General features: G+C 67.8%; 21 protein-coding genes and 1 tRNA gene. 17 read left to right on the top strand and 5 right to left on the bottom strand.

Annotation, left to right across the window (positions count from 1 at the left end; all coding sequences use genetic code 11):
• Positions 1 to 2: 2 nt before the first annotated feature.
• A complete protein-coding gene (locus LRP66_RS12905; RefSeq protein ID WP_230483010.1) occupies positions 3 to 1406 on the top strand; it encodes an NAD(P)H-dependent flavin oxidoreductase in 1404 nt (467 codons plus the stop codon).
• Between the two features lie 61 nt (positions 1407 to 1467).
• Here LRP66_RS12905 and LRP66_RS12900 read toward each other — a convergent pair whose 3' ends face one another.
• Positions 1468 to 1659, bottom strand: coding sequence for a hypothetical protein (locus LRP66_RS12900; protein ID WP_230483009.1), 192 nt, complete (start codon positions 1657 to 1659; stop codon positions 1468 to 1470).
• Positions 1660 to 1817: 158 nt separating this feature from the next.
• Between LRP66_RS12900 and LRP66_RS12895 the strand changes: the two genes are divergently transcribed.
• Positions 1818 to 2180, top strand: coding sequence for a hypothetical protein (locus LRP66_RS12895; RefSeq protein WP_230483008.1), 363 nt, complete (start codon positions 1818 to 1820; stop codon positions 2178 to 2180).
• 30 nt (positions 2181 to 2210) lie between these two features.
• Here the strand turns inward: LRP66_RS12895 and LRP66_RS12890 are convergent, their stop codons facing one another.
• A complete protein-coding gene (locus LRP66_RS12890; protein WP_230483050.1) occupies positions 2211 to 3209 on the bottom strand; it encodes a 2-hydroxyacid dehydrogenase in 999 nt (332 codons plus the stop codon).
• Positions 3210 to 3330: 121 nt separating this feature from the next.
• Here LRP66_RS12890 and LRP66_RS12885 point away from each other — a divergent pair, with 121 nt between their 5' ends.
• Complete coding sequence (locus LRP66_RS12885; protein ID WP_230483007.1) at positions 3331 to 3831, top strand: SH3 domain-containing protein; 501 nt, start codon at positions 3331 to 3333, stop codon at positions 3829 to 3831.
• A 259-nt stretch (positions 3832 to 4090) separates the two neighbouring features.
• Here LRP66_RS12885 and LRP66_RS12880 read toward each other — a convergent pair whose 3' ends face one another.
• On the bottom strand, positions 4091 to 5272 hold the full coding sequence (locus tag LRP66_RS12880; protein ID WP_230483006.1) for an acetyl-CoA C-acyltransferase: 1182 nt from the start codon (positions 5270 to 5272) through the stop codon (positions 4091 to 4093).
• Positions 5273 to 5374: 102 nt separating this feature from the next.
• Between LRP66_RS12880 and LRP66_RS12875 the strand changes: the two genes are divergently transcribed.
• From LRP66_RS12875 to LRP66_RS12840, 8 genes are all read left to right on the top strand, one after another.
• Entirely contained in the window at positions 5375 to 6136 is a 762-nt protein-coding gene (locus LRP66_RS12875) for a prepilin peptidase (protein WP_230483005.1), read from the top strand.
• Positions 6133 to 6570 carry a hypothetical protein gene (locus LRP66_RS12870; protein ID WP_230483004.1) on the top strand — a complete coding sequence of 146 codons (438 nt, stop codon included), beginning with the start codon at positions 6133 to 6135 and terminating at the stop codon, positions 6568 to 6570. Before LRP66_RS12875 ends, LRP66_RS12870 begins: the two co-directional genes overlap by 4 nt.
• A gap of 141 nt (positions 6571 to 6711) precedes the next feature.
• Positions 6712 to 8925, top strand: a complete 2214-nt coding sequence (locus tag LRP66_RS12865; RefSeq protein ID WP_230483003.1) for an autotransporter assembly complex protein TamA — start codon at positions 6712 to 6714, stop codon at positions 8923 to 8925.
• On the top strand, positions 8925 to 13166 hold the full coding sequence (locus tag LRP66_RS12860) for a translocation/assembly module TamB domain-containing protein (protein ID WP_230483002.1): 4242 nt from the start codon (positions 8925 to 8927) through the stop codon (positions 13164 to 13166). Before LRP66_RS12865 ends, LRP66_RS12860 begins: the two co-directional genes overlap by 1 nt.
• Positions 13167 to 13277: 111 nt before the next feature.
• A complete protein-coding gene (gene argE, locus LRP66_RS12855; protein WP_230483001.1) occupies positions 13278 to 14447 on the top strand; it encodes an acetylornithine deacetylase in 1170 nt (389 codons plus the stop codon).
• 298 nt (positions 14448 to 14745) lie between these two features.
• Complete coding sequence (locus tag LRP66_RS12850; RefSeq protein ID WP_230483000.1) at positions 14746 to 16068, top strand: EAL domain-containing protein; 1323 nt, start codon at positions 14746 to 14748, stop codon at positions 16066 to 16068.
• Complete coding sequence (locus LRP66_RS12845; protein WP_230482999.1) at positions 16055 to 18466, top strand: ATP-binding protein; 2412 nt, start codon at positions 16055 to 16057, stop codon at positions 18464 to 18466. The genes LRP66_RS12850 and LRP66_RS12845 overlap by 14 nt, the downstream gene beginning before the upstream one ends.
• A 66-nt stretch (positions 18467 to 18532) precedes the next feature.
• Positions 18533 to 18922: a response regulator gene (locus LRP66_RS12840; RefSeq protein ID WP_230482998.1), complete on the top strand. Its 390-nt coding sequence runs from the start codon at positions 18533 to 18535 to the stop codon at positions 18920 to 18922.
• Positions 18923 to 19255: 333 nt separating this feature from the next.
• Here LRP66_RS12840 and LRP66_RS12835 read toward each other — a convergent pair whose 3' ends face one another.
• On the bottom strand, positions 19256 to 20104 hold the full coding sequence (locus tag LRP66_RS12835) for a class I SAM-dependent methyltransferase (RefSeq protein ID WP_230482997.1): 849 nt from the start codon (positions 20102 to 20104) through the stop codon (positions 19256 to 19258).
• A gap of 46 nt (positions 20105 to 20150) precedes the next feature.
• Here LRP66_RS12835 and LRP66_RS12830 point away from each other — a divergent pair, with 46 nt between their 5' ends.
• The 5 genes from LRP66_RS12830 (at position 20151) to LRP66_RS12810 (ending at position 22654) form a co-directional block, all read left to right on the top strand.
• Entirely contained in the window at positions 20151 to 20909 is a 759-nt protein-coding gene (locus LRP66_RS12830) for a ComF family protein (RefSeq protein WP_230482996.1), read from the top strand.
• Positions 20910 to 20940: 31 nt separating this feature from the next.
• Complete coding sequence (gene grxC / locus LRP66_RS12825; RefSeq protein WP_230482995.1) at positions 20941 to 21198, top strand: glutaredoxin 3; 258 nt, start codon at positions 20941 to 20943, stop codon at positions 21196 to 21198.
• Complete coding sequence (locus LRP66_RS12820) at positions 21195 to 22019, top strand: carbon-nitrogen hydrolase family protein (RefSeq protein WP_230482994.1); 825 nt, start codon at positions 21195 to 21197, stop codon at positions 22017 to 22019. The genes grxC and LRP66_RS12820 overlap by 4 nt, the downstream gene beginning before the upstream one ends.
• The gene (locus LRP66_RS12815; RefSeq protein ID WP_230482993.1) at positions 22016 to 22447 is read left to right on the top strand and encodes a DUF1178 family protein; all 432 of its coding nucleotides are present in this window, start codon (positions 22016 to 22018) and stop codon (positions 22445 to 22447) included. The genes LRP66_RS12820 and LRP66_RS12815 overlap by 4 nt, the downstream gene beginning before the upstream one ends.
• A gap of 130 nt (positions 22448 to 22577) precedes the next feature.
• Positions 22578 to 22654, top strand: a tRNA-Arg gene (locus tag LRP66_RS12810).
• 24 nt (positions 22655 to 22678) lie between these two features.
• On the opposite strand, the gene asd is transcribed toward LRP66_RS12810, so the two are convergent.
• Positions 22679 to 23539, bottom strand: coding sequence for an archaetidylserine decarboxylase (gene asd, locus LRP66_RS12805; RefSeq protein WP_230482992.1), 861 nt, complete (start codon positions 23537 to 23539; stop codon positions 22679 to 22681).
• A gap of 38 nt (positions 23540 to 23577) precedes the next feature.
• On the opposite strand from asd, the gene LRP66_RS12800 reads away from it, so the two are divergent.
• Positions 23578 to 25245, top strand: a complete 1668-nt coding sequence (locus LRP66_RS12800; RefSeq protein WP_230482991.1) for an aminotransferase class III-fold pyridoxal phosphate-dependent enzyme — start codon at positions 23578 to 23580, stop codon at positions 25243 to 25245.
• Positions 25246 to 25313: the final 68 nt, after the last annotated feature.

Genomic DNA, 25313 nt, shown 5'->3' with positions numbered 1-25313 from the left:
ACGTGTTCAAAGGCTTGAGCCCCATCCTGTATAACGGCCGCGAGGTTTGGCCGCTGATCGAAGGGGGCAAGGGTGTCGCCGCGACCAATCACGCCTCGGCGGGGGCCTGGGCGGCGGCTGGCGGCGTCGGCACCGTGTCCGCGGTCAATGCCGACAGCTACGATGCCGAGGGCAAGATCATTCCCCAGATCTACCGCGCGCTGACCCGGCGCGAGCGGCACGAGGAGCTGATCGAATACGCCATCGAGGGCGCGGTCCAGCAGGTGAAGCGCGCCTGGGACATCGCCGGTGGCAAGGGCGCGATCAACATCAACGTGCTGTGGGAAATGGGTGGCGCGCAGCGGGTTCTGGAAGGCGTGCTGTCACGCACCAAGGGTCTGGTCGCTGGCGTCACCTGCGGCGCGGGTATGCCTTACAAGCTGTCCGAGATCGCGGCGCATCACGAGGTCAGCTATCTGCCGATCGTCTCCTCCGGCCGCGCCTTCCGCGCGCTGTGGAAGCGCGCCTATTCGAAGGCGGCGGAGTGGCTGGCGGCGGTGGTCTATGAGGATCCCTGGCTGGCCGGCGGCCATAACGGCCTGTCCAACGCCGAGGACCCGCTGGCGCCGCAGGATCCCTATCCGCGCGTCAAGGCGCTGCGCGACACGATGCGCGAGGGCGGCATTTCGGACGACGTGCCGATCGTGATGGCGGGCGGCGTCTGGTACTTGCGCGACTGGAACGACTGGATCGACAATCCCGAGCTGGGCAAGATCGCCTTCCAGTTCGGTACGCGCCCGTTGCTCACCCAGGAAAGCCCGATCCCCGAGGATTGGAAGCAGCGGCTGATGACGATCGAGGAGGGCGACGTCCTGCTCCATCGTTTCTCGCCGACCGGCTTTTATTCGAGTGCGGTGCGCAATCCTTTCCTGCGCAATCTCGAAGCGCGCTCGGAACGCCAGATCGCCTTTTCGACGCAGGAGGCGGGCGACCATGTCTTCCAGCTCGACGTCGGCGTGAAGGGCAAGAATTTCTGGGTGACCAAGGGCGACCTGCTGCGCGCGCGCGAATGGTTCGGCGGCGGCTTCACGATGGCGTTGAAGACCCCGGACAACACGCTGGTCTTCGTCACGCCGGAGGAGGCGAAGGAGATCCGCAAGGATCAGGCCGACTGCATGGGCTGCCTGTCGCAGTGCCTGTTCTCGAGCTGGGCGGACAGCGAGACCAACTCGACCGGTCGCCTGGCCGACCCGCGCAGCTTCTGTATCCAGAAGACGTTGCAGGAGATCGCGCATGGCGGCGATGTCGAGCAGAACCTGATGTTCGCAGGCCACGCCGCCTATAACTTCAAGCGCGATCCGTTCTACTCGAACGGGTTCGTGCCGACGGTGAAGCAACTGGTCGACCGGATCCTGACCGGGGACTGATCGTCGATCGCGGTTGATGGAAAAGGGGCCCTCCTGCGATGCGGGAGGGCCCCTTTTTCGTTCAGTCGGCGACGGTGCCGACCACCGCGCCAGCGGTGCCGCCGACCGCTGCGCCCTTCTGGACGCTACCGCCGGTCGCCGCCGCGACACCGGCGCCACCCGCGCCACCGATCGCGGCGCCCTTCAGCGTCGAGCAAGCCGACATGGAGACGGCGGCTGCAGCGAGCGTGAACGTAATGGCCAGCTTTTTCATGGGGGTTAGCTCCTGTTGAATGACAGGGTGGGGAATGCCGCGGCCACCGTCCGGGTTCCGCATCGCAACATTTTGACATGGGTCGGCAGGGGGGATTCGCAGCCAGGTTGTATCGCGTCGCGGTTGATCCCGTCTGTCGGCTGTGTCAGGCGATGGTCATGCAGCCAGAAACTCGTGCGATCGTCGCCGCCGCCTCCCACGCCTTCGTAACCGGCAGGAAAGTCGCCGGAATTTATGACCAGACGGCGGATCGTCACCTGCTGATCGCCGCGGAGGCGCGGGGCGAGCATTTGCAGGGGCTCGACGGTGACCGGAACGTCAAGTTCGGCGGCACGCTGCCCGAACTGCGCGAGACCGGCAGCGGGGCGGCGATCTATATGGAGGTCGGCGAGGACGGCGCGAAGGGCTTCGACCGGAGCACATCCGGCCACTTCACGTGCCGGATCGAGGATCAGGTCGCCCAGCTATACGATCATGCCATCGGCGCCTGGTTCAGCTATGTCGTCCAACCGGTGGCGTGATCGGCCGATACCGGCCATCCGGGCATAGCGTTACAGCCACCCCTCCAGGACTTGGTCCGGCGGACGGTGGCCGTCGGCCCAGCTTCGGATATTGGCGATGACCCGCTCGCCCGCCGCGACGCGGCCCTCCAGCGTCGCCGATCCCATATGCGGGGTCATCACGACATTGGGCAGCGCGAGCAGGCGCGGGTCGATCTCGGGCTCATGCCGCCAGACGTCGAGCCCGGCGCCCGCCAGCCGTCCGCCCTCCAGCGCATCGACCATCGCCTCCTCGTCGACGATCCCGCCCCGGCTGGCGTTGATGAGATAGACATGGGGGCGCATCAGCGCGATGCGGCGGCGGTCGAGCAGGTCGTGGCTGTCGGCGTTGAGCGGCGTATGGATCGACACGATGTCGACGGTGGCGAGCATCGCGTCGAGGTCGTCATACCAGGTCGCCCCCAGGTCCTGCTCGATGCTGGCGGGCAGGCGGCGGCGATTATGGTAGTGGATCGACAGGCCGAACGCCTTCGCGCGCCGCGCCACCGCCTGGCCGATCCGACCCATGCCGACGATGCCCAGTGCCTTGCCGCCGATCCGGTGGCCCAGCATCCCGCCGGGGCTCCACCCCCTCCACGCGCCCGAGCGGACCAGCTTCTCGCCTTCGGCCAGGCGGCGCGGCACCGACAGGATCAGCGCCATCGTCATGTCGGCGGTATCCTCGGTCAGCACCCCCGGCGTGTTGGTCACCAATATGCCGCGCGCGCGCGCGGCCTTCAGGTCGATATGGTTTATGCCGGCGCCGAAATTGGCGATCAGCTTCAGCCGGGGCCCCGCCTGGCCGATCAGTTCGGCATCGATCGCGTCGGTGACGGTGGGGACCAGCACGTCGCAGTCCGCCATCGCGGTCGCCAGCGCCGCGCGGCTCATCTTCTCGTCGCTGCGATTGAAGCGGCTGTCGAACAGCGCGGCCATCCGGTCCATGATCGGATCGGGCAGTTCGCGGGTGACGACCACCCTGGGGTTCAGGCAGCGGCGCGGATCGACCATGACGACCGGATTGCGGCAAGCCCGCCGGTCCGTCAACCGGCGATGCGGTCAGCCATGTCTTGAAGCGTCCCCCCGCATCGGCGTAGAGCCGGACGGGAGTGGGCAAACAGAAGGAAACGGGATGCGCAGGTCCAGAATGGGACTGGCTTTGGTGGCGATGCTGCTATCGGCGGGTCCGGTCGCGTCCAGCGCGCACGCCGCATCCGAAAAGCGGGCCATGCCCTATTATGGCTCGATCGGGGCGTCGGTGGCGCGTATGCGAACCGGCCCTGCGCGCGCCTATCCCGCCAGCTGGACCTATCGCCGGGCCGACCTGCCGGTGAAGATCGTCGCGGCGTTCAAGGAATGGCGCAAGGTCCAGGATCCCGATGGGACCGAGGGCTGGATGCTGGCGGTCCTGCTGCGCAACACCCGAACCGCGATCGTGCGCGGCACCGAACCGCTGCCGATGCGGACGGCGCCGAACGAGACGGCCAAGACCTTGTGGCGCGCCGAGCCGGGCGTGGTCGGCCGACTGAGCGAATGCAATGGCGGCTGGTGCCGACTGGATGTGAAGGGGCAGGCGGGCTTCGTGCCGGTCGGCGGGATCTGGGGCGTCGAGCCGGGTGAGACGGTGCCCTAATTCGCGGCACGCCCGTCCCGCAGGCGGGGGGAGGCCTGTTTCTCCCCTCCCGCAGGCGGCAGGGCCCCATTTGTTTCTCCCCTCCCGCAGGCGGGAGGGGCCCCTTCTTCTCCCCTCCCGCAGGCGGGAGGGGTTGGGGGAGGGCAGGAAGTCTCACCGAGACCATCGCGCGTGGCTTTCCCTCCCCCATCCCCTCCCGCAAGCGGGAGGGGCGTGCCAGGACTTTCGGGAACGTCCCGGAAATCGCGGGCGTCAACCCTTACAGCAGCTCCACCGCCATCGCGGTCGCCTCGCCGCCGCCGATGCAGAGCGATGCCATGCCGCGCTTCGCACCCTTGCTCTCCAGTGCGGACAGCAGCGTCGCCAGCACCCGCGCCCCGCTCGCGCCGATCGGGTGGCCCAGCGCGCAGGCGCCGCCATGGACGTTCAGCCGTTCGTGCGACAGGCCCATATCGTGCATCGCGATCATCGCGACCGCCGCGAACGCCTCGTTCACCTCGTACAGGTCGGCGTCATTGGTCGACCAGCCCGCGCGGTCCAGCGCCTTGCGCATCGCGAAGACGGGCGCCGTGGTGAAGCGGGCGGGGGCATGGGCGTGCGCCGCATGGGCAACGACGCGCGCGATCGGGGTCAGGCCCAGCCGCTCGGCGACGCTCATGCGCGTCATCACCAGCGCGGCCGCACCGTCCGAGATGGACGACGCGTTGGCCGCCGTGATCGTGCCGTCCTTGGAGAAGGCCGGTTTCAGCGTCGGAATCTTGGCGGCGTCGCCCTTGGCGGGCTGTTCGTCGAGGGCGATCCGCTCCTCGCCCTTGCGGGTCTTGACCGTCACCGGCACGATCTCGCGATCGAACGCGCCAGAGGCTTGCGCCGCCTTGGCGCGCTCCAGAGAGGCGATGGCGAAATCATCCTGCGCGCCGCGCGTGAACTGATAGTCCTGCGCCGCTTCCTCGGCGAAATGACCCATCAGCCGCCCGCGCTCATAGGCGTCCTCGAGCCCGTCGAGGAACATATGGTCATACAGCGTATCATGGCCGATCCGCGCGCCGCCGCGATGCTTCTGGCTGAGATAGGGGGCGTTGGTCATGCTCTCCATGCCGCCCGCGACGATCATGTCGGCGGAGCCCGCCGCCAGCGCCTCGGCCGCCATGATCGCGGCCTGCATCCCCGATCCGCACATCTTGTTGACCGTCGTCGCCTCGACATGCTCGCCCAGCCCGGCGAAGATCGCCGCCTGCCGCGCGGGTGCCTGGCCGAGCCCGGCGGGCAGGACGCAGCCCATATGGATTCGCTCGATCGCGGCGGCGTCGACGCTCGCGCGTTCGACCGCGCCCTTGACCGCCGCGGCGCCCAGTTGGGTCGCGGACAGGCCGGACAGGCTGCCCTGGAACGACCCCATCGGGGTGCGGGCATAGGACAGGATGACGATGGGATCCGTCATGACGGCATACTCTCCAGATCTGGTTTTCGCGTATTCGCTTTGGCGCGGCCTTAATCCTTTTGACCGTGGCGCGCAAAGGGGCACGCCGCTAGGACGCGGAGCATGACGTTCGGTGCCGCATCGGTGACATGGGCCGCGATCTACGGACTGGCGGGCGCGCTGGCGGGATCGTTCGTCGCGGCGCTGGTGCTTCGCTGGCTGGACGATCGATCGGTGCTGCGGGGACGCTCGGCCTGTGACGGCTGTGGCAAGACGCTTCGCGTCTGGGAACTGGTGCCGATCGTCAGTGCGCTCGCCCTGCGCGGTCGGTGCGCGCGGTGCGGGGCGCGGATCGATCCCGTCCATCGCCGGATCGAGCTTCTCGGTGCGCTTGTCGGCCTGTCGGCAGGCTGGGTCGCGGGGCCGGAGGGGTGGACGGGCGCGCTGTTCGGCTGGACCCTGCTCGCGCTCGGCGCGCTCGATGCGCTGGCGCTGTGGTTGCCGGACCGGCTGACGGCGTGGCTGGCGGTTAGTGGGCTGGCAACCGGCGCGCTGGGGTTCGCGCCGCTGCTTGGCGATCGGATCGTCGGCGGAATGGCGGGCTTCGGACTGCTCTGGGCGATCGCGACCGGCTATCGCCACATCCGGGGGCGCGAGGGCATGGGCGGCGGCGATCCCAAGCTGTTCGGCGCGATCGGGCTGTGGCTGGGCTGGCCTATGCTGCCGGGGGTGCTGCTCGCCGCGTGCGTGGTCGGTCTGGGCTATGTGCTGGTGCGCCGGATGTCGGGCGGCCGGGTCGCGGCGGACGATATGGTGCCGCTGGGCCTGTTGCTGGCGGTCGCGGCTTACCCGTGTTGGGTGTTGATGATAGCATCGGGCGCATGATGCTTTCGTCCATCCTCGCATTGGCGCTGATGCCGGCGCAGGCCGTGCCGCCCGCCACCGCCCCGGCGCTGGGCACGTTGCCCCGACAGCAACTGCCCGAACGCGGCTGTGCCGCCTATCTGTGGACCGTGCAGGACCAGCGCTTCGTCGCGATGGTGGAGCCGACGCGGTTGCGCCTGTCCATCGACGGAAAGGCGATCGATCTCGCCGCGACGCAGGCCGATGGCGGCGGCGCGCTGGGGCTGGCGAGCACCACCCGCTATGCCGGGGGCGGGGTAACGGCGACGCTGACCATGACCATCGCCCAGCGCGAGACGTTGCAGGACGGCGCGATCGTCTCCGACGCGAGCCTCAGCCTCGCCCGCGCGGGACAGGACGAGGTCGTCGTGCCGGTCGGCGGGCTGGTCGGCTGCGCGCCTGTCGCCCGTCCCTGACACGCAATGCTTTGCGGTGGCGGATGCGCTCGGCTTGCCGCAAAATCACGGAACCCCCACTGACCTTTCGACGTTAGGGAAGCGCTGGGGGATCGATCCGAACGACGGAAGACCTTTACGCGGAAAGGGGTTTTTTACGGCGTGGCGGGACGGAACGGCAGACACACCTGGCTCGCGGTCGCGCTGATTGCTCCCACTTTCCTGTCATCCCCGGCAACGGCGCAGCTCGCGAAGCCCGGCACCGCGCCCGCGCAGGGGCCCAGCGTGCCGCAGGATCAGCGTGACGGAACGGCCGATCCGCAGGGCAACGCCCCGATCCTGCCCGACGCCCAGTTCAACGCCGCACTCCCTCCTCTGAGCGGCGACATCAACGCACCGCTCGAGCCAATGTCGACCATGTCGACGAACCAGCCGAAGGCGCAGACGATCCCGACGCCGCAGGCCGCCCCGCCGCTGCCCCAGGCGCAGACCGCAGAGCCGCTGGCGACCGGCGAGGCGATCGGCCCGGTCGCGCCCGAGGATCCGCAACTCGCCCAGCCGCTGACCCCGCTCGGCAGCTTCGATTCGACGCCGCTTCAGCTCGCCGCCGATCCGAAGGGCGAGCGCGCGCCGGAGATCCGGTACGATATGGAGGTTCGCGGGCTGGCCGAACTGAAGCTGGACGACGAGTTCAAGGGCCTGTCATCGCTGCGCGAAGGCAAGGGCAAGGCCGCCAATGCGACCCAGGTGTCGGCGCGCGCGCGCGAGGACGAACAGCTTGCCATCCGCCTGATGAAGTCGCTCGGCTATTACGACGCCACCGCCGTCTCGACGCTCCAGCGCGAGGGCGCGGGCGAAGGCGAGACGGGGCGCTTGAAGGTATTGCTGACCGCGACGCCGGGGCGGCTCTACCGCCTGTCCTCGGTCACCGTGAACGCGCAGCCCACGACCCCGCCCGACCTGGTCCGCAACAACCTGCCGATCAAGGTCGGTGACCCGATCGAGGCGGCGCGGATCGAGGGGGCGGAGGCCAATGTCAGCCTGGTCCTTCCCCAGCGCGGCTATCCTTTCGTCAAGGTCGGCGACCGCGACATCCTGCTGGAGGATCAGGGGCCGGAGCCGGTCGGAGCCTATACGCTGCCGGTCGATACGGGACCGCGTTCGTCCTTCGGCAAGCTGACCACGATCGGCGACCAGGTCTTCGACCTCGACCATCTGAACATCTTCCCGCGCTTCGACGAGGGGGAGCTGTACGATTCGCGGCTGACCGACGATCTGCGCAACGCGCTGGTCGCGACCGGACTGTTCAACGGCATCGCGGTCGAGCCCAAGCGGACCGGTCGGATCAACGCCGACGGCACTGAAGCCATCGATCTCCAGGTGACGCAGACCAAGGGGAAGAGTCGCACGCTGTCGGGCGAGGGCGGCTATTCGACCGGCCAGGGCGTCCGCCTGCAGGGCAGCTTCACCAACCGCAACGCCTTCCCCGACGAAGGCGCGCTGATCGCCTCGGTGATCGCGGGTACGCAGGAACAGGGCGTGAGCGGCACCTTCCGTCGTTCCAACGCCGGGCAGCGCGACCGGACCTTCCAGGTCATCGCCTCGGCCAGCCATCAGAATTACGACGCGTTCGACGCGTTTATCGGCACCGTCGCCTTCCGCTGGAGCTACGACTCGACGCCGATCTGGCAGAAGAAGTTCACCTATGCGTTCGGTGGCGAGCTGACCGGCACCAACGAAAGCGTCTATGATTTCGCGCGTGGCGAACGGGTGCGCGCCACCTATGGCATCGCCGCCATTCCGGGGCAGGTGGTATTCGACCAGTCCAACGATCTGCTCAACCCGACCCGCGGTTACCGCCTGAAGCTCAACCTCAGCCCCGAAACCTCGGTGCGCGGCGCGGTGCAGCCCTATGCGCGGACGATGATCGAGGGAACCTTCTATTATCCCTTCAACGACAGCCTGGTGATCGCGGGGCGTGCGCGCGCGGGTGCGATCTTCGGCATCGACCGTGACGATCTGGCGCCCTCGCGGCGCTATTACGGCGGCGGCGGCGGGTCGGTGCGCGGCTATGGCTTCCAGCGGCTCGGGCCGTTCGATCCGCAGGGCAATCCGGTCGGCGGTCGCAGCCTGAACGAATTCGCGCTGGAGGCGCGCTATCGTTTCGGCAATTTCGGCATCGTGCCGTTCGTCGATGCGGGCAACAGCTATGCGAGCACGCTGCCCACCGGTCAGGATCTGCGCTTCGGTGCGGGCATCGGCGGGCGATTCTACACCAATTTCGGGCCGCTGCGCGTCGACGTCGCGACGCCGCTGAACCCGCGTCCGGGTGACGGCAAGGTGGCCCTGTATATCTCGATCGGGCAGGCCTTCTGATGGCGGACGAACAGACCATGGCGCCCGAACCCGAAGTCCCGGCGACCCGGACCGTGGTCGTCCGCCGCCCGCTGTGGCAACGCATCCTGAAGTGGATCGGCATCGTCCTGCTGGGCCTCGTGCTGCTGGTCGGCGCGATCCTGCTGGGGATCAACACCGATCCGGGTCGGCGCTTCGTCGCGAACCAGCTTGGCGGCTACACCACCGCGTCGGGCCTGAATATCCGGGTGGGGCGTATCGAGGGCTCTCTCTATGGCCGGATGAGCCTGGTCGACCTGCGGGTCAGCGATCCGAGGGGCGTATTCCTGTCGAGCCCGCGTCTCGATGTCGACTGGCGTCCCTTCGCCTATACCAAAAACCATATCGACGTGCGGTCGCTGAATGCCGACCTCGTCACGCTGGCGCGCAAGCCGGTGTTGAAGCCGACCCCCAGCGACCCCAACGCGCCGCTGCTGCCCGATCTCGACATCGATGTGAACCGGCTGACCGTGAAGCGCTTCGTGATCGGCGCGCCGGTCACGGGGCAGCGGCACATATTGGCGATGGACGGAAAGGTGCACATCGCCGACCGCCGGGCACAGGTGAGCGCCAGTGTCGACGCGCTGCGCGGACCGGGCGTCGCGGGTGGCGATCGTCTTCGCCTCGTCCTCGACGCGGTGCCCGATGCCGACAAGCTGGCGGTCGACGTCAAGCTGACCGCGCCGACCGGCGGCGTGGTCGCGTCGATGGCGGGGCTGAAGGCGCCCTTGACCGTGTCGGTCGATGGCCGTGGCGGCTGGAAGGCGTGGCAGGGCCGCGCGATCGCGACGCTCGGCGGCGGCGAACTCGCCAACCTCACCGCCACCGCGCGCGACGGCCATATCGCGGTGCGCGGCCTGACCCGCCCCGGCCTGTATCTGGAAGGCCCAGTCGAGCGGCTGACCGCGCCCGCGCTTCAGGTCGCTATCGATACGACGCTTGACCAGCGGCGCGCCGATACGCGGATGAAGCTGCGCTCCGCCGCGCTGATGGTCGATGCGGGCGGTCTGCTCGACCTCGCCAACAGCCGCTTCGGCAATTTCGCGGTCGACGCCAAGCTGCTGACGCCGGGCACCATCGCACCCAATCTGCGCGGCCGCGACGTGCTGGCGCGCGTGGTGCTGGACGGCGCATTCGCGACGCCGACCGTCGATTACAAGATCCGCGCAACCTCGCTCGGCTTCGGCGAGACCTCGGTCGAGAATCTCTATGCCGAGGGCCTGGCGAAGGTGAATGCCGACCGCATCCTGGTGCCGGTCAAGGCGCGCGCCAGGCGGATCGCCGGGCTGAACGCCGCGGTCGGCGGCCTGACCAACAATGTCGCGATCCAGGGCGACTTCGCGGTCGCCATGCCCAATATCCTGTCGGACAACCTGCGTATCCGCTCCGACAATATCGACGCGACCGCGGTGGTCGTCGCCAATATGCAGACCGGGCGCTACACCGGCGCGCTCAAGGGCCGGGTGAACAATTACCGGGTCGAGAGCATCGGCATCATCAACCTGACCACCGACGCCAATCTGGTGGCGACGCCGAGCGGCTTCGGGATGAAGGGCCGCGTGGTCGCGCGGACCTCGCAGATCTTCAACGAGGGCGCGCGCAACTTCCTGGGCGGCAATGCGATCGTTCGCGCGGATGTCGAATATAGCCCGCAAGGCATCGTGACGTTCAGCGGCCTTCGCCTGACCGCGCCCCAGTTCCGCGTGACGCGCGGGCAGGGGCGCTATGATCCCGCGACCGGCGCGGTGGCCGTGGCGGCGGACGCCTATTCCAACCAATATGGCCCGCTGAGCGCGCGGGTGACGGGGTCGCAGACCAATCCGGTGATCGTGCTGCGCGCGGCCAAGCCGGGCGTGGGGGTCGGCCTCGCCAATCTCCAGGCGCGGGTGGTCGGGCGCAACGGCGCCTATGCGGTCAACGCCAGCGGGGATACCGATTACGGCCCCTTCACCGCCAATGTGCTGGTCAGCACCGGGCGGCAACTGGCGATCGATATCCGCAGCCTGGTCTTTGCCGGGATCAACGCGACGGGCCGCGTCGTCCAGACGCCCGCCGGTCCGTTCGCGGGGGCGCTGCAATTCGCGGGGCAGGGGATCAACGGTCGCGTCCAGCTCGCCGATCAGGGCGGCAACCAGCGCGCCGACATCGCGGCGCGGGCCTATAATGCGCGCGTGCCCGGCATGGTCGACTTCACCATCGGCCGCGCCATCGTCAATGCCAGCGTCGTCATGCTGCCGAAGGCGCCGCAGATCGTGGCCGACGCGCAACTGGCCGACACCCGCTATGGCGAGATCGTGATCCAGTCGGCGCGCGCCAAGGTGAACTATACCGGCGGGCGCGGCACGGCACAGGCGGTGCTGACCGGATCGTCGAGCATCCCGTTCAATGTCGCGCTCAACGCGCAATTGTCGCCGAACAACTATCTGATCGCGGCGAAGGGACAGGCGAACGGCATCAACTTCCGCACGACCAACCCTGCGCGGGTGCAGAATGTCGCCGGCGAATGGCAGCTGTCGCCGACCCGGATCGACCTTGGCCAGGGATCGGTGCGGATCGCGGGCAGCTATGGCAAGGGGATGAAGGTCCAGACCCGTCTCGACAAGCTGGACATGTCGATCCTCGACGCCTTCGTCCCCAATCTGGGAATTTCGGGGCAGGCGAGCGGTGCGCTCGACTTCTCCCAGGCGCGCGACGCCAGCTTCCCCGCCGCCGAGGCCCGCCTGACCATCGCCAATTTCCGGCGCACCGGCCTGTCGGCGGTATCGGAAGCGGTGGACATCGTCTTCGCCGGACGCCTGGTCCCCGATGGCGGCGAGGCGCGCGCGCTGATCCGGCGCGGGCAGCTCGTCGTCGGGCGGATGGTCGCCAATCTGCGTCCGTTGCCGCCGGGCAATGGCGGCTGGGTCAACCGGCTGATGCAGGCCCCGCTGTCGGGCGGCATCCGCTATAACGGCCCGTCCGCTGTCCTCTTCTCCTTCGCGGCCTTGCCCAACCAGCAGCTTTCGGGTCCGATCGCGGTCGCCGCCGATTTCTCGGGCCGCGTCTCCGCGCCGCAGCTCAACGGGCTGATCCGCGCCGACAACCTGACCTATGACAACGAAACCTATGGCACCCGGTTGAGCAACATGCAGCTGGCGGGACGCTTCTCCAACGACCGGCTGGAGATCACGCGTCTCCAGGCCAAGGCGGGTGAGGGCAGCATCCAGGCGCAGGGCACGATCGGGCTGGCGGCGGACAGCGGCTATCCGATCGATATCCGCGCACAGCTCGACAATGCACGTCTCGCCGACAGTGACGCACTCGCCGCGACGACGAGCGGGACGGTCCGCCTGACCCATGGTCGCGACGGCGGGCTGATCCAGGGCGACCTGACCGTGCCCAATGCGCGCTATCAGATCATCCGTCAGGGACAGGCCGAAGTGCCCGAGCTGACCGGCGTCCGGCGTCGCAGCGAGATCCGCACGCCGCGTCCGACCGACCGGCCTGCGCCCGCCGCACCGCCGGGGCTGTTCCGCCTCGACCTGCGCGTGCGGGCGAACAACCAGCTGTTCGTGTCGGGCATGGGGCTGGAGTCCGAATGGGAGATGGATCTGCGCATCGGCGGCACGAGCGCGGCGCCGACGATCAATGGCGGCCTTGACCTCGTGCGCGGCACCTACAGCTTCGCGGGCAAGCGCTTCGAGGTGAATCGCGGCACGATCCGCTTCCGGGGCGGCGCGCTGACCGATCCGGACATCAACATCCAGGCGACGACGACCACCGACGGCATCACCGCGGTCATTAACGTGACGGGGACGGGCCAGCGTCCGCAGATCAGCTTCACCTCGACGCCAACCCTGCCGCAGGACGAGGTGCTCAGCCGGTTGCTGTTCGGCACCAATCCGGAAAACCTGTCGGCGACCGAGGCGATCCAGCTCGCCGCCGCGCTCAACTCGTTGCGCGGTTCGGGCGGCGGCGGGCTCAACCCGCTGGGCAAGCTGCGCTCGGCGACCGGGTTCGACCGGCTGCGCGTGCTGGGCGCCGATGAGGCGACCGGCCGGGGGACGAGCCTTGCGGCGGGCAAGTACCTGACCGACAAGATCTATGTGGAGATCGTGACCGACGCGCGAGGCTTCACCGCCACGCAATTGCAGATCGCCCTGACCCGTACCCTAAGCCTGCTCACCCAGACGGGATCGTTCGGCGGCTCGGCGGCGAGCCTGCGCTACTCGCGGGATTTCTAAGTGGCGCCAGCACCCTAACCCTTCCCGTCCGCTGCAAGCGGGTGGGAAGGATAAGGGTTGCAGCGCGTCGACGGGGTTTCACCAAACCGTAACATACGGCAGGATGGCGGCATGACCCCCGACCAGCTGTCCGCCCAGGCCACCGCGATCCTTGCCGATCTCATCGCGATCGACACGACCTCGCGCGAGTCCAATCTCGACCTCATCGCCTATGTCGAACGGCATCTGGCTGGGTTCGGCGTTACCGCGCGGCGGGTGCTCAACGCCGATGGCAGCAAGGCCAATCTCTATGCCACCATCGGCCCGATGGTGCCCGGCGGCGTCGTCCTGTCGGGGCATAGCGATGTCGTGCCGGTCGATGGCCAGCCCTGGACCAGCGATCCCTGGAAGCTGACCCGGCGCGGCGACCGGTTGCTGGGGCGGGGCACCTGCGACATGAAGGGGTTCATCGCGCTCGCGCTGGCGCTGGCGCCCGAGATCGCGCGCGGTATGGCGGCGCGTCCGCTGCATCTGGCGATCTCCTATGACGAGGAGGTCGGTTGCCTGGGCGCGCCGTCGATGATCGCCGAGATCGCACGCGAGCTTCCGTCACCCGCCGCCGTGGTGGTGGGCGAGCCGACCGAGATGGTCGTCGTCAGCGGGCATAAGGGGATCGCTACCTGGACCATCACGGTCACCGGGCATGAAGCGCATAGCAGCCTGACCCATCTTGGCGTGTCGGCGAACATGGTTGCGATCCGGCTGATGCAGCAACTGTCCGATCTCGCCGATCGGTTGGCCGGGGAAGGGGACCCGCATGGGCCATTCTGTCCGCATCATGCGACCCTGACCGTCGGGCAGATGGCGGGCGGCACGGCGGTCAACATCCTGGCACGCGAATGCCGCTTCGCCTTCGACTTGCGCACGCTGCCGGGGCAGGAGCCGGACGAGATCCTGGCCCCCTTCTTCGCGGCCTGTACCAATGCGGATGCGGCGTTGCGCCAGCGATTTCCCGGCGCGGGCGTACTGGTCGAGCGGCGGTCGCGAACGCCTGCCTTCGCGCCCGAAAGCGACGGTGCGGCGGAGCGGCTGGCAAGGAGCTGGGCGGGGGATAATGGCCCGGCGCGGGCGGTGCCCTATGCGGCCGAGGCCGGTCAGTTTCAGGGGGCGGGCTTTTCGACCGTCATCTGCGGTCCGGGATCGATCGCGCAGGCGCACCAGCCGGACGAATATATCGAGGTGGCTCAGGTCGAGCGGGGCGCGGCGTTCATGCTGCGGCTGGCGGACGATCTGTCGCGCTGAGAGGCCGTCGTCGGCACGGCGGCCCGAAAATCATGAGGCGATTCGGCGGTGGATCCCGCACGAAATCGCCTCACGACTTAACCTGATTTACCAGGGGCGCATCGTCTCGCCGTGGATCAGCGCGATAAGGAACTTCAGCATGGATTTACTCCCTCGTTGACGCCATTTTCGGGCGCGTAACGATAGTTAATATCGAATTAACCATGACGCAATGGGCAATAGAATCCGCCAACGGACTGGGAATCGGGGTGAAAGGAGGTTAACCCCTTTTTCAGGGGTGACGGTTACATTTCGAGGCGTGAACGACAGCCCTCCTCGAATCGCCCTGGGCGACTCTGCGCCCGATGTGCCCGGCAGCGATGTCGTGGCGGTGGCTCCAGCGCCGCAGTGGCAGTTCCTGATCCTGCTCGCGGTCGGCAATTTCACCATGTTGCGGCGGCGATTCGGTCGCCCGCTCTGCGCGACCCTGATCGAGGATGTCGCGATCCGTCTGGCCGAGGGCTTCCCCGATTCGGTGGTACGGCCGACCGGTGCCGCTCAGATCGAGATGATGTTCCTGGCGCCGACCCGCACCATGCTGGACGCGCGGCTGGCGGCGATCGCATCGCTCTTGTCCGACCCGTTCGTCGTCGCGGAGGATCGCTGCCGGATCGAGCCGATCCTGGGGATCGCCGTGACCACCGTGCCGCATGACGACGATGTGCGACTGCTCGAGGATGCCGAACATGCGCTCGCGGACGCGCATATCGAATGCCGACCCGTGGTGCGCGAAATGGCGGCGCGGGCCGACCGGCTCGACCGGATCGCCCTGGCCCGCGATCTCAGCCAGGCGGTCGAATGCGACGGGCTCTATGTCGAGTATCAGCCGAAGGTGCATGTCCGGCAGCAGCGGATATCCAGCATCGAGGCGCTGTTGCGCTGGCGCCATCCGACCCACGGCATGATCTCGCCGATGGAATTCATCCCGGTTGCCGAAGAGTCGCGGTCGATCGCGGCGTTGACGCTCTGGACGCTCCGGCGGGTCATCGCGGACCAGCAGCGCCTGACCCGCGCGGGTCATGACCTGCGTATCTATGTCAACATCTCGGGAATGCTGCTCAGCGACCAGAATTTCGTGCGCGAGGCGTGCGCGCTGGTCACCGACAGCCACGCCAGCATCGGCTTCGAGATCACCGAAACATCGGTGATCCGCGATCCGGAAAGCGCGATCTCGAACCTCCAGACCTTTGTCGACATGGGCATCACGATCGCGATCGACGATTATGGTGCGGGGCTGTCGTCGCTATCCTATCTGAAGCAGCTTCCCGCGTGCGAGCTGAAGATCGACAAGCTGTTCATCACGCAACTGACCAGTTCCAACCGAGACCCGCTGATCGTCCGCTCGACCATCGACCTTGCCCATGCGCTGGAGATGGAAGTCGTGGCGGAAGGGGTTGAGACGCCCGCCACGCTGGCGCTGCTGGGTGTCATGGGGTGCGACATGGTCCAGGGCTATCTGATCAGTCGGCCGATCGGGCTGGATGCGCTGATCCGGTTCCTCGCGGAACAGGGGCATGAGGCCGCCGTCGCGCTGTCGAAGCCCGCGCCCTTCGCGCGGCTGGTCGCGAATGCGCGCGCTTAGGATCGCGCTGATCGTCGCGGCACTGCTCGCGGCGGGACTGGAGACACGCGCGCACAGTGCGACAACGCCGCAGCCGGTGTTCGATCGCGCGATCGCCGCGGCTAAAACGGAAATGCTACGTGACCCGGCGGTCGCAATCCAACAGGCCGAAGCGGCGCGACGCTATGCGCGGGGCTTCGCCGACGCCGACCAGCGTGCGCTGGCCCTGGCGACGGCCGACTGGCTGCGTGGGGAAGGCGCAAGCCGGACCGGGGACAACGACACCGCGCGGCTCGCCATCACGGATGCGCTGGCGACGGCACGGCGACTAGCGCCACAATCCGATCTTTACGGCAATGTCCTGTTGTCCAAGGGCAGCCTCGATACCGAAGGCGGTAACATCGCCGCTGCGCTCGACTCCTATCAGGCGGCCTATCGTGTCTTTCAGCGATTGAGCGACTCGCGGGGACAGGCTCGCGCGCTGGTGCAGATCGCCAATCTCTACATCGACGCCAAGGATTTTACATCGGCGCTCCGCTATCTGGGGCAGGCGCGCACCACCTATCGCGGTGATGACGCCTTACGCATGGTCGTCCTCAACAATCGCTCGGTAACCCTGGACGAGCTGGGGCGGACGGAAGACGCGCTGGTTCAGCTTCGCGAAGTGGCGGCACTGGCGCAGAGGATGAACAGCCCGGCCCTATTGTCGCAGGTGTGGCGCAACATCGCGCGTAGCGAGCTTCGCCTCGGTCGGGTCGCCGCGGCCTCCGCCTCGATCGAACGCGCGCGTCGCGCCGATTCATCAGACCACCGCGCACTGACCAGCATCGCGGCGCAGGCCGCATTTCAGCGCGGCGACCTGACCGAGGCCGCAGGCTTGATCGACCAGAGTTTCCAGGGCGTCGATGTCGACGAAACCGCGACGTCACAGGCCGAAGCGCACAAGCGCGCCTATCAGATTTACGCCGCCGTCGGACGCACGGGGGACGCGCTCCGTCATCTGGAGGCGCTGAAGCGGATCGATGACGAGGCGACCCGACTCGCCACCTCGACCAGCCTGGCGCTGATGGGCGCGCGGTTCGACTTCGCCAATCAGGAACTGCGCATCGCGCGGCTGAAGGCGGTCGAGCTGCAACGCAATATCGCCTTCGAGCGCGAGCAGTTGCGGACCGAACGGATCATCCTGATCGGATCGGTCGTGGCGATCATCGTGGTGCTCGCACTGCTCGGCATCTGGCTGGTGACGCTGGGGCGTAGCCGCAACCGGATCCGTGCGGCGCATGGTGATCTGGCGGTGACGAACGATCGCCTGGAAAAGGCCCTGGCGGTCAAGACCGAGTTCCTGGCGACGACCAGTCACGAGATCCGCACCCCGCTCAATGGCATATTGGGCATGACCCAGATCATGCTGGCCGACACCGGCCTGCCCGGCGATCAGCGTGAGCGGGTGGAGGTGATGCACGGCGCGGGCATGACCATGCGCGCGCTGGTCGACGACCTGCTCGACGTGGCGAAGATCGAAAATGGTCGCATGACGCTGGAGCAGGCGCCGTTCGATCTGGCGGCGACGGTCCGCGACGCTTCCCGCCTGTTCGAGGGGCAGGCCGCGACCAAGGGACTGCGCTTCACGATCGACCTGGCGGATTGCCCGGCGACCGTGCTCGGCGACTCGGCGCGAATCCGGCAGATCGTCTTCAATCTCCTGTCCAACGCGCTGAAGTTCACCGCCACCGGAACCGTCGCCCTCACGGCGTCGCGGACGGCCGATGGTGTGGCGGTTCGCGTCAGCGACAGCGGCATCGGGATTTCGCCCGACAAGCTGGAACAGATATTCGAGGCGTTTCGCCAGGCCGATGCCAGTACCACGCGCCAGTTCGGCGGCACCGGCCTGGGGCTGGCCATCTGTCGGCGGCTGGCACGCGCGATGGGCGGCGACGTGACGGTCGACAGCGTCGCGGGACAGGGCTCCACCTTCACCCTGGCACTGCCGCTGGAGGAAGTCAGGGCCGAGGTCCAGGCGGAGCGTCCCGTCGTCCTCATCATCGATCGCAACCCGATCCGGCGGGCTATGTGGACCAGCCTGTGCGCACCCCATGCCGCGGTGCAGTTCGTGGATGATTCGGCCGAGGCGGCAAAGCGACTGGCCGAGGGCGGCATCGCCCGGATCCTGGCCGACGACAGCGCGATCCGCGATGCCGGGGGGCGGCCGGACCTGTCCGCCGTGATGGCGGCCCGGAACGCCGAGACGCCCGTCTATCTGTTGTGGCCGGAAACGGAGTCGCTGGAAGGGAACGAATTTTTCGACCCAGAGTTAATTGAGGTTATCGCGAAGCCGATCGCGGGGGTCGAGGTGATGCGCAAGATGTTCGGCACCTCATCGCAAACCGTCTCGACGCCCCTTGTAACGCAAGCGGCATGATCGTTAGGGCGGAGCTATGATCGGGATCATGACCGCGAGTAGATGCGATACGGGGAAGGAACGTCGATGAACGTTCTTTTCATCGAGGACGATCGCATGAACCGGCGTGTCGTGCGCGACATGCTGGACGTCGCGGGTGCCAGCATGGCCGAAGCGGAGAATGCCGAGATCGGGCTCGATATGATCGAGCGTGACGCCTATCACATGATCCTCATCGATCTGCGCATGCCGGGCATGGACGGGATCACCGCGATCCAGCAGATCCGCTCGCGCGGCGATGCCAAGGGCGAGGTGCCGATCATCGTGGTGACCGCCGACAGCGGCATCGATCTTCGCGAACGCTGCATGAGCGCGGGGGCGGACGATGTGATCGTCAAACCGGTGGCGATGGATCAGCTGTTCGAGGCGATGGGCCGCATCCTGGCGGGCGATCGCGGCGGGGCGATGATCAGCTAGACCGGATCGACATTCCGCTTATTCTCCCCTCTCCCCTCTCCCCTGGACAGGGGAGAGGGTTAGCGAAGCTTGCCAGCGTGCTGGCTAGCGCAGCTTGGGTGAGGGGTTGAGCGAGCCTTCGGCTCGCGCGCTCTTCGAGCGCTTCACCCCTCACCCAGCTCCGACTAAGCCTTTGCTACGCAAAGACCAAGTCTGCGCAACCCTCTCCCCTCTACGAGGGGCGAGGGATGGACAGGCATAGTTGAATGTCGATCGGGCCTAGACCGGACCCGAGCGTCATTCTTACTTTCTCCCTCTCCCGTCTGCGAGGGGCGAGGGGGAACCGGATGACCTCTACTTTTCCCCATCCGGCTTGACCTTCAGCGCATCGGCGAGCGACGCGGTCGCGCTGCCGCGCTTGGCGGGGAGGGGCTGTGACGGGTCGGGGGCCCAGCCGGTCAGGAAGATCAGGTTGAACGGCTCGGCCACGCGGCCATCGGTGTCGGCCATGTCGGCGAAGGCCGATGCCGCGGCCGCCAGCGCCGCGCGGCCGATCGGGCGGCGTTCGGCGAGCAGGTTGCTCGCCGCCATTCCGCGCAGGTCGCCGAGCAGCCGAACGAAATCGCGGTAGCGAACCGTCAGCGTCTCGATATCCGCGACCGGCAGGGTGAAGCCCGCGCGCATCAGCAGATCTCCGGCCGAGCGCACATCGACCTGCGGGTGAAGCCGGGCGACGGGCCGCTCGGCCTCCGCCACACGCAGCGCGGCGCGAAGCCGGGGCAGCGATCCGCCGCCGACGAATGCCCCCAGGAACAGCCCATCGGGCCGAAGCACCCGCCGGATCAGCGTCAGCGCCCCCGGCAGATCGTCGATCTGGTCCAACACGCCCGCACTGATTACCAGATCGAAGCTGCGATCCGCGAAGGGCAGGCGGTCCTCGTCGCCCTGGACACCGCGTGCCGCGTGCGCGAACGCGAATCCGGGGTCGAGCCGCGCGACCCGCGTGCCGGGTGGGGCCAGGAAGGCGCCGTCGAAACAGCCGAGATCGAGGATATCGTGGAACGGCCGGGTGACCGCATCCAGCCGCTCGGCGATTCCGTCCAGCATCGCGGCGCGCAGGAAATCATGCTCGGCATAGTCGGGCTGGGCGCGGTCGCGGCGCAGGCGGCGCGCCTGGCGATCGAAGATATTCGGATTGCTCACCCGCGCGCTTGTGCGCGCTTGCGCGATAGCGGACAAGACAAAGCCGATGGGGGCACGCACGAACTGGCCGGAATATGCGTTGGAGCGGGGCGCGGCGCTGATCGCCGGGGCGGTCCGCTGGGCGCTGCCACCGCGTTGTCCCGGCTGTGGCGAGCCGGTCGAGGCGGACCATCGCTTCTGTGCATCATGCTGGGGCCAGTTGCGCTTTCTGGACGATAGCGGATGCGCGCGCTGTGGCATTCCGCTCGACGGCGATGCGCTCGGCGAACGCTGGTGCGCGCCGTGCCTGGCGAAGCCGCCGCGACACGCGGGGATCCATGCGGCGGTCGCCTATGGCCGGATCGCGCGCGAATTGCCCATCCGGCTCAAGCATGGCGGGCGGATCGGCGTGGCGGAGACCATGGCGGGGCCGATGGCGCGGCGCCTGCCGCCGGGGGCGGACCTGCTCGTGCCGGTTCCGCTCCACCGCTGGCGGTTGTGGCGACGCGGGTTCAACCAGTCGGTGCTGATCGGGCGAAGCGTGGCGCGGCGGACCGGCGTGCCGATCGCCTGCACCGCGTTGCGGCGCGTTCGCGCCACGCCGCTGCTCCGCGGACTGTCGCCGCAACAGCGCCGGGCGGCGGTGACGGCGGCGTTCGACGTGCGCGAGCCGGATGCCGTTAGGGGTCGCCGGATCGTGCTGATCGACGATGTCTACACGACCGGCGCGACGGCGGGGGCCTGCGTTCGCGCGCTGCTGGCGGCGGGCGCGGCGTCGGTCGCGATCCTGTGCTGGGCGCGCGTCATCGCGGGGTCCGACGATTGACAAGCGGCCCCCCGCGCCACACCTGAGCATCATGGCAAAGGTCGAAATCTACACCAAGGCGTTCTGCCCCTATTGCACACGGGCCAAGGCGCTGCTCGCCTCCAAGGGCGTCGAGCCCGAGGAGTTTGACATCAGCATGGGCGGGCCCAAGCGCGCCGAAATGATCGAGCGTGCGAACGGGCGCACCACCGTGCCGCAGGTCTTCATCGACGGGCGTCATATCGGCGGCTCGGACGATCTGGCCGCGCTCGACAAACGTGGAGGGCTGGACCCGCTCCTGTCCGCATGACCGCGATCGCGGTCCTTCAGATGACGGCGGGCATCGATCCCGCCGCCAATGCCGATACGCTCGAACAGGCGATCGCCGAGGCGGCCTCGCGCGGATCGGCCATGCTGTTCACCCCGGAAATGTCGGGCCTGATCGACCGTGACAAGGCGCGCGCGGCGCCGCATCTCCATGTCGAGGAGCATGATCCGGTACTCGCCCGCGCTCGCGCGACGGCGGCGGCGCATGGGCTGTGGGTCCATACCGGCTCGCTCGCGATCAGGTGTTCCGACGGGCGGCTGGCCAATCGCGCCTTCGTCATCGACGACAGGGGCGACATCCGCGCGCGGTACGACAAGATGCATCTGTTCGACGTCGATCTGCCGACCGGGGAGAGCTGGCGTGAATCGGCGTCCTATGCGCCCGGCGAGCGCGCGGTGGTGGTGGATACGCCTGTCGGGCGGCTGGGCCTGTCGATCTGTTACGACATGCGCTTTCCGGCACTGTTCGCGGCGCTGACCGAGGCGGGGGCGACGATCCTGTCCGTACCCGCCGCCTTCACCCGCCCGACCGGTGCCGCGCACTGGCACGTCCTGCTGCGTGCCCGCGCGATCGAGGCGGGCGTCCATCTGGTGGCGGCGGCGCAGACCGGTGAGCATCAGGACGGCCGCGCGACCTATGGCCATTCGCTGGTGGTCGGTCCGTGGGGAGAGGTGCTGCTCGACATGGGCGAGGCACCCGGGCTCGGCTTCGCGACCATCGATCCGGCGCAGGTCGACGCGGTTCGCCAGCGTCTGCCCGCGATCCGCCATCGCCGCGCCATCCCGGCCGTGGAGCGACTGTGATCGTCTTCGATCTCCGCTGTGCCACGGGTCATGTGTTCGAGGCGTGGTTCGCGTCCTCGACCGCCTATGCCGAACAGCAGGAGGCCGGGAAGGTCGCGTGCCCGCTATGCGGGGATCGCCAGATCGAGAAGGCGGTCATGGCGCCGCAAATCCCCGCCAAGGGCAACAGCCGCCCGGATACGCCCTCGCCCGAGGCGATCCGCATCGCCCTTGCGCAGCTCGCGGGGCAGCAGGCCCGGATGCTGGAAAAATCGACCTGGGTCGGCACCGCCTTCGCCGAGCGCGCGCGGGCGATGCACGAGGGCGAGGCACCGGTCGCGCAGATCCACGGTCAGGCGAGCCTGGCCGAGGCGAAGGCACTGGTCGAAGAGGGCGTCCCCGTCGCACCGCTGCCGTTTCCCGTGGTGCCGCCCAAGCAGGTCAATTGACTGGCGAAATACCGTTCTTCTTTCCCTCTCCCGTCTGCGAGGGGCGAGGGAAGGCAAGACGTCGTTTCGGATGAGCGGCGAACCGCTCTGGACCCCGCCGGGCGTCCCGAGTATCACCGCGTCCGCGTGGGGCCCCGTAGCTCAGCAGGATAGAGCATCAGATTCCTAATCTGGGGGCCACTGGTTCGAATCCAGTCGGGGTCACCACGCGCATATTGCCCTGGAGCGCTTCTACGAAACGCGCCCGATCACCTCGCCCGCGCGGATCATCCGTCCTTCCGCCAGTTCGTCCGACAGCATCATGCCAGGGGGCAGGAACAGCAGGATGGTCGATCCATGCTCGAACCAGCCCATTTCCTCGCCCTTGGCGATCCGCGCGCTGCAGGGACGGCGGCCGGGGCCGTGGTCGCGCAGCGTCCGTTCCGTATCGAGGCAGTGGAGGCGGATGCTCGCGACCAGGATCGCGGCGACCGGCACGATCAGCAGGGGGCGTCCCGAAACCAGCGTCCGTGCCTCGATCACCGCACGCTCGTTGCGGCAGAACAGGCGTTCGACCCGCTTGAGCGCGATCGGGTTCACGTTCCAGCAGTCGCCCGACAGATAGGTCACGCCGTCCACCGCGATGTCGGCCGGCGCGTGGAAGCGGTGATACATGCCCGCCGTCAGTCGCAGCGTGACGAACGATCCGTCGCGAAATCGCTCGACCAGATCGGGGTCGGGGATGAGGTCGCCCAGGTGATAGGGAAAGCCCTTCACCTGATAGAGCCCGTCGTCCTCGATCCGGCCATGCGCGCCGACCAGCGCGTCGCAGGGGCTGGCGATCGTGTCCGGGTCGGTGTCGAACATGCGCGCATCGTCGCGAAGCGGGCGGACGAAGCCGTCGCGCAACGACTTGAACCGCGTCGTCCGCGCGTCGGACAGGTCGACGCCCGCGAAGAATTTCCACAGCGCGATGCTGGGCTTCGCGACCAGCGGATGTTCGATACGCGCGATCTTGCCGACCAGCTTCGTCGCGAATCGGCGTGGCAGACGGTTGGTGACGAGGAAATTGATGTCCTCGTTCAGGAAGAACCGCATGATCGGTCCACGCATTGTCATGCCTCCGTCATGGGCACGCGGTCAAAGGCCGCATGAACCCGATTCTCGCTGGCCTGCTGGCCGCCTCCGCCGGTGCGGTCGCCCTGACAAAAGGGCATCGCCGACTGACCCTGTCGCGTGCCAAGCATCCGGGACTTGGCGGCCATGTCCGCATGGCCAAGCGGATCGCCGGGCAGATCCCGTTCTACAGCTATGATGAGGATCGCTTCTTTCGCGTCGACGATGCGCCGGACGCGGTCGCCGAACGGCGTCGCGCGGGCTTCGAGCGGCTGGGCGAGCTGTTCGCGACGCGATTCGCCAGGACGCTGGCGCTGACCAGGGAAACGCGTTCCGGTCTGTCCGACCTGCAATTCACCGGTGCCTACCGCGTGCCCTTCCAGTTCCGCGAAAAGGTGCGCACCACGCTGGCCACCGGCGCCTTTTACGAGCGATCGGAGGGACCGATCCTGGTCGATCTGGACGGCAATCGCCTGATCGACCTGACCGGCTCCTACGGCGTCAACCTGTTCGGCAACGACTTCTACAAGCGGACCATGGCCGAGGGGGCCGCGATGGTGGCCGACCTGGGCGGGGTGCTGGGATCCTTCCACCCGGTCGTCGCCGACAATGTCCGCCGCCTGACCCATTTGTCGGGGATGGACGAGGTGTCCTTCCACATGTCCGGCACCGAGGCGGTGATGCAGGCGGTGCGGCTCGCCCGCTATCACACCCGCCGTCCGCGCCTCGTGCGGTTCGCGGGTGCCTATCATGGCTGGTGGGGCGATGTGCAGCCGGGGATCGGCAATCCCGTGCCCGCCGACCGGACGCTGACCCTGGCCGATATGTCGGAACGGACGCTGAAGGTGCTGGCGACGCGCAAGGACATCGCGTGCGTGCTGGTCAATCCGCTCCAGGCGATGCACCCCAATGGTTCGGCCCCCTCGGACGGGCAACTGGTCGATGGCGGGCGCAAGGCGGGCGCCGATCTGGTCGCGTATCGCGAATGGCTGCACAAGCTGGCCGATACCTGCCGCGCGAACGGCATCGTCCTGATCTTCGACGAGGTGTTCATGGGCTTCCGCCTCGCGAAGGGAGGAATGCCGGAATATTTCGGGGTGAAGCCCGACCTGATCACCTATGGCAAGACGCTGGGCGGCGGGTTGCCGGTCGGCGTGCTGTGTGGCCCCACCCATCTGATGAAGCGCTGGCGCGAGGATCGCCCGGTCGACATCTGCTTCGCGCGCGGCACCTTCAACTCGCACCCCATGGTGATGGGGGCGATGAACGCGTTTCTGCGGCGGCTGGAGACGCCCGAGGTGGCGGCGCTCTATGACGGGCTGGACGACCGCTGGAACGCGCGCGCGGCGATGTTCAATGCGCGGATGGCGGAGGCCGGACTGCCCCTGTCGGTCGCGCAGGTCCAGGCGATCTGGACCATCCTCTATTCGGTCGCCTCGCCCTATAACTGGATGCTGCAATATTATCTCCGGGCCGAAGGGCTGGCGTTGAGCTGGGTCGGGACCGGGCGGCTGATCTTCAGCCTCGACATCGACGACACCCTGTTCGCCGATATTTGCGACCGCTTCGTTGCAGCGGGACAACAGATGCGTGACGATGGCTGGTGGTGGACCTCTCCCGATGCGCCGGGCGACCTGAGGCTGGCGAACAAGGCGATCCGGCGGCGGATCCTGAAGGAGTCGCTGGCGGTAAGGTTTGAGTAGCCCCTAGATTTCTGGACGCCTCGGGTCCTAATTTTGAGGACAGGAGGCGACGATGGGGAAACCCAATT

The sequence above is a fragment of the Sphingomonas sp. Leaf21 genome (assembly GCF_916858675.1).
GTDB lineage: Bacteria > Pseudomonadota > Alphaproteobacteria > Sphingomonadales > Sphingomonadaceae > Sphingomonas.
The sequence above is the reverse complement of the archived record's forward strand: the minus strand, read 5'-3'. Positions and strand labels throughout refer to the sequence as shown.

Coding starts and splice junctions, on each gene's coding strand:
- LRP66_RS12870 (WP_230483004.1), top strand. CDS start 6,133: ATGATGCTTTCGTCCATCCTCGCATTGGCGCTGATGCCGGCGCAGGCC.
- LRP66_RS12880 (WP_230483006.1), bottom strand. CDS start 5,272: ATGACGGATCCCATCGTCATCCTGTCCTATGCCCGCACCCCGATGGGG.
- LRP66_RS12900 (WP_230483009.1), bottom strand. CDS start 1,659: ATGAAAAAGCTGGCCATTACGTTCACGCTCGCTGCAGCCGCCGTCTCC.
- LRP66_RS12895 (WP_230483008.1), top strand. CDS start 1,818: ATGCAGCCAGAAACTCGTGCGATCGTCGCCGCCGCCTCCCACGCCTTC.
- LRP66_RS12840 (WP_230482998.1), top strand. CDS start 18,533: ATGAACGTTCTTTTCATCGAGGACGATCGCATGAACCGGCGTGTCGTG.
- LRP66_RS12830 (WP_230482996.1), top strand. CDS start 20,151: ATGGGGGCACGCACGAACTGGCCGGAATATGCGTTGGAGCGGGGCGCG.
- LRP66_RS12890 (WP_230483050.1), bottom strand. CDS start 3,209: ATGGTCGATCCGCGCCGCTGCCTGAACCCCAGGGTGGTCGTCACCCGC.
- LRP66_RS12820 (WP_230482994.1), top strand. CDS start 21,195: ATGACCGCGATCGCGGTCCTTCAGATGACGGCGGGCATCGATCCCGCC.
- grxC (WP_230482995.1), top strand. CDS start 20,941: ATGGCAAAGGTCGAAATCTACACCAAGGCGTTCTGCCCCTATTGCACA.
- argE (WP_230483001.1), top strand. CDS start 13,278: ATGACCCCCGACCAGCTGTCCGCCCAGGCCACCGCGATCCTTGCCGAT.
- LRP66_RS12885 (WP_230483007.1), top strand. CDS start 3,331: ATGCGCAGGTCCAGAATGGGACTGGCTTTGGTGGCGATGCTGCTATCG.
- LRP66_RS12800 (WP_230482991.1), top strand. CDS start 23,578: ATGAACCCGATTCTCGCTGGCCTGCTGGCCGCCTCCGCCGGTGCGGTC.
- LRP66_RS12875 (WP_230483005.1), top strand. CDS start 5,375: ATGACGTTCGGTGCCGCATCGGTGACATGGGCCGCGATCTACGGACTG.
- asd (WP_230482992.1), bottom strand. CDS start 23,539: ATGCGTGGACCGATCATGCGGTTCTTCCTGAACGAGGACATCAATTTC.
- LRP66_RS12860 (WP_230483002.1), top strand. CDS start 8,925: ATGGCGGACGAACAGACCATGGCGCCCGAACCCGAAGTCCCGGCGACC.
- LRP66_RS12845 (WP_230482999.1), top strand. CDS start 16,055: ATGCGCGCGCTTAGGATCGCGCTGATCGTCGCGGCACTGCTCGCGGCG.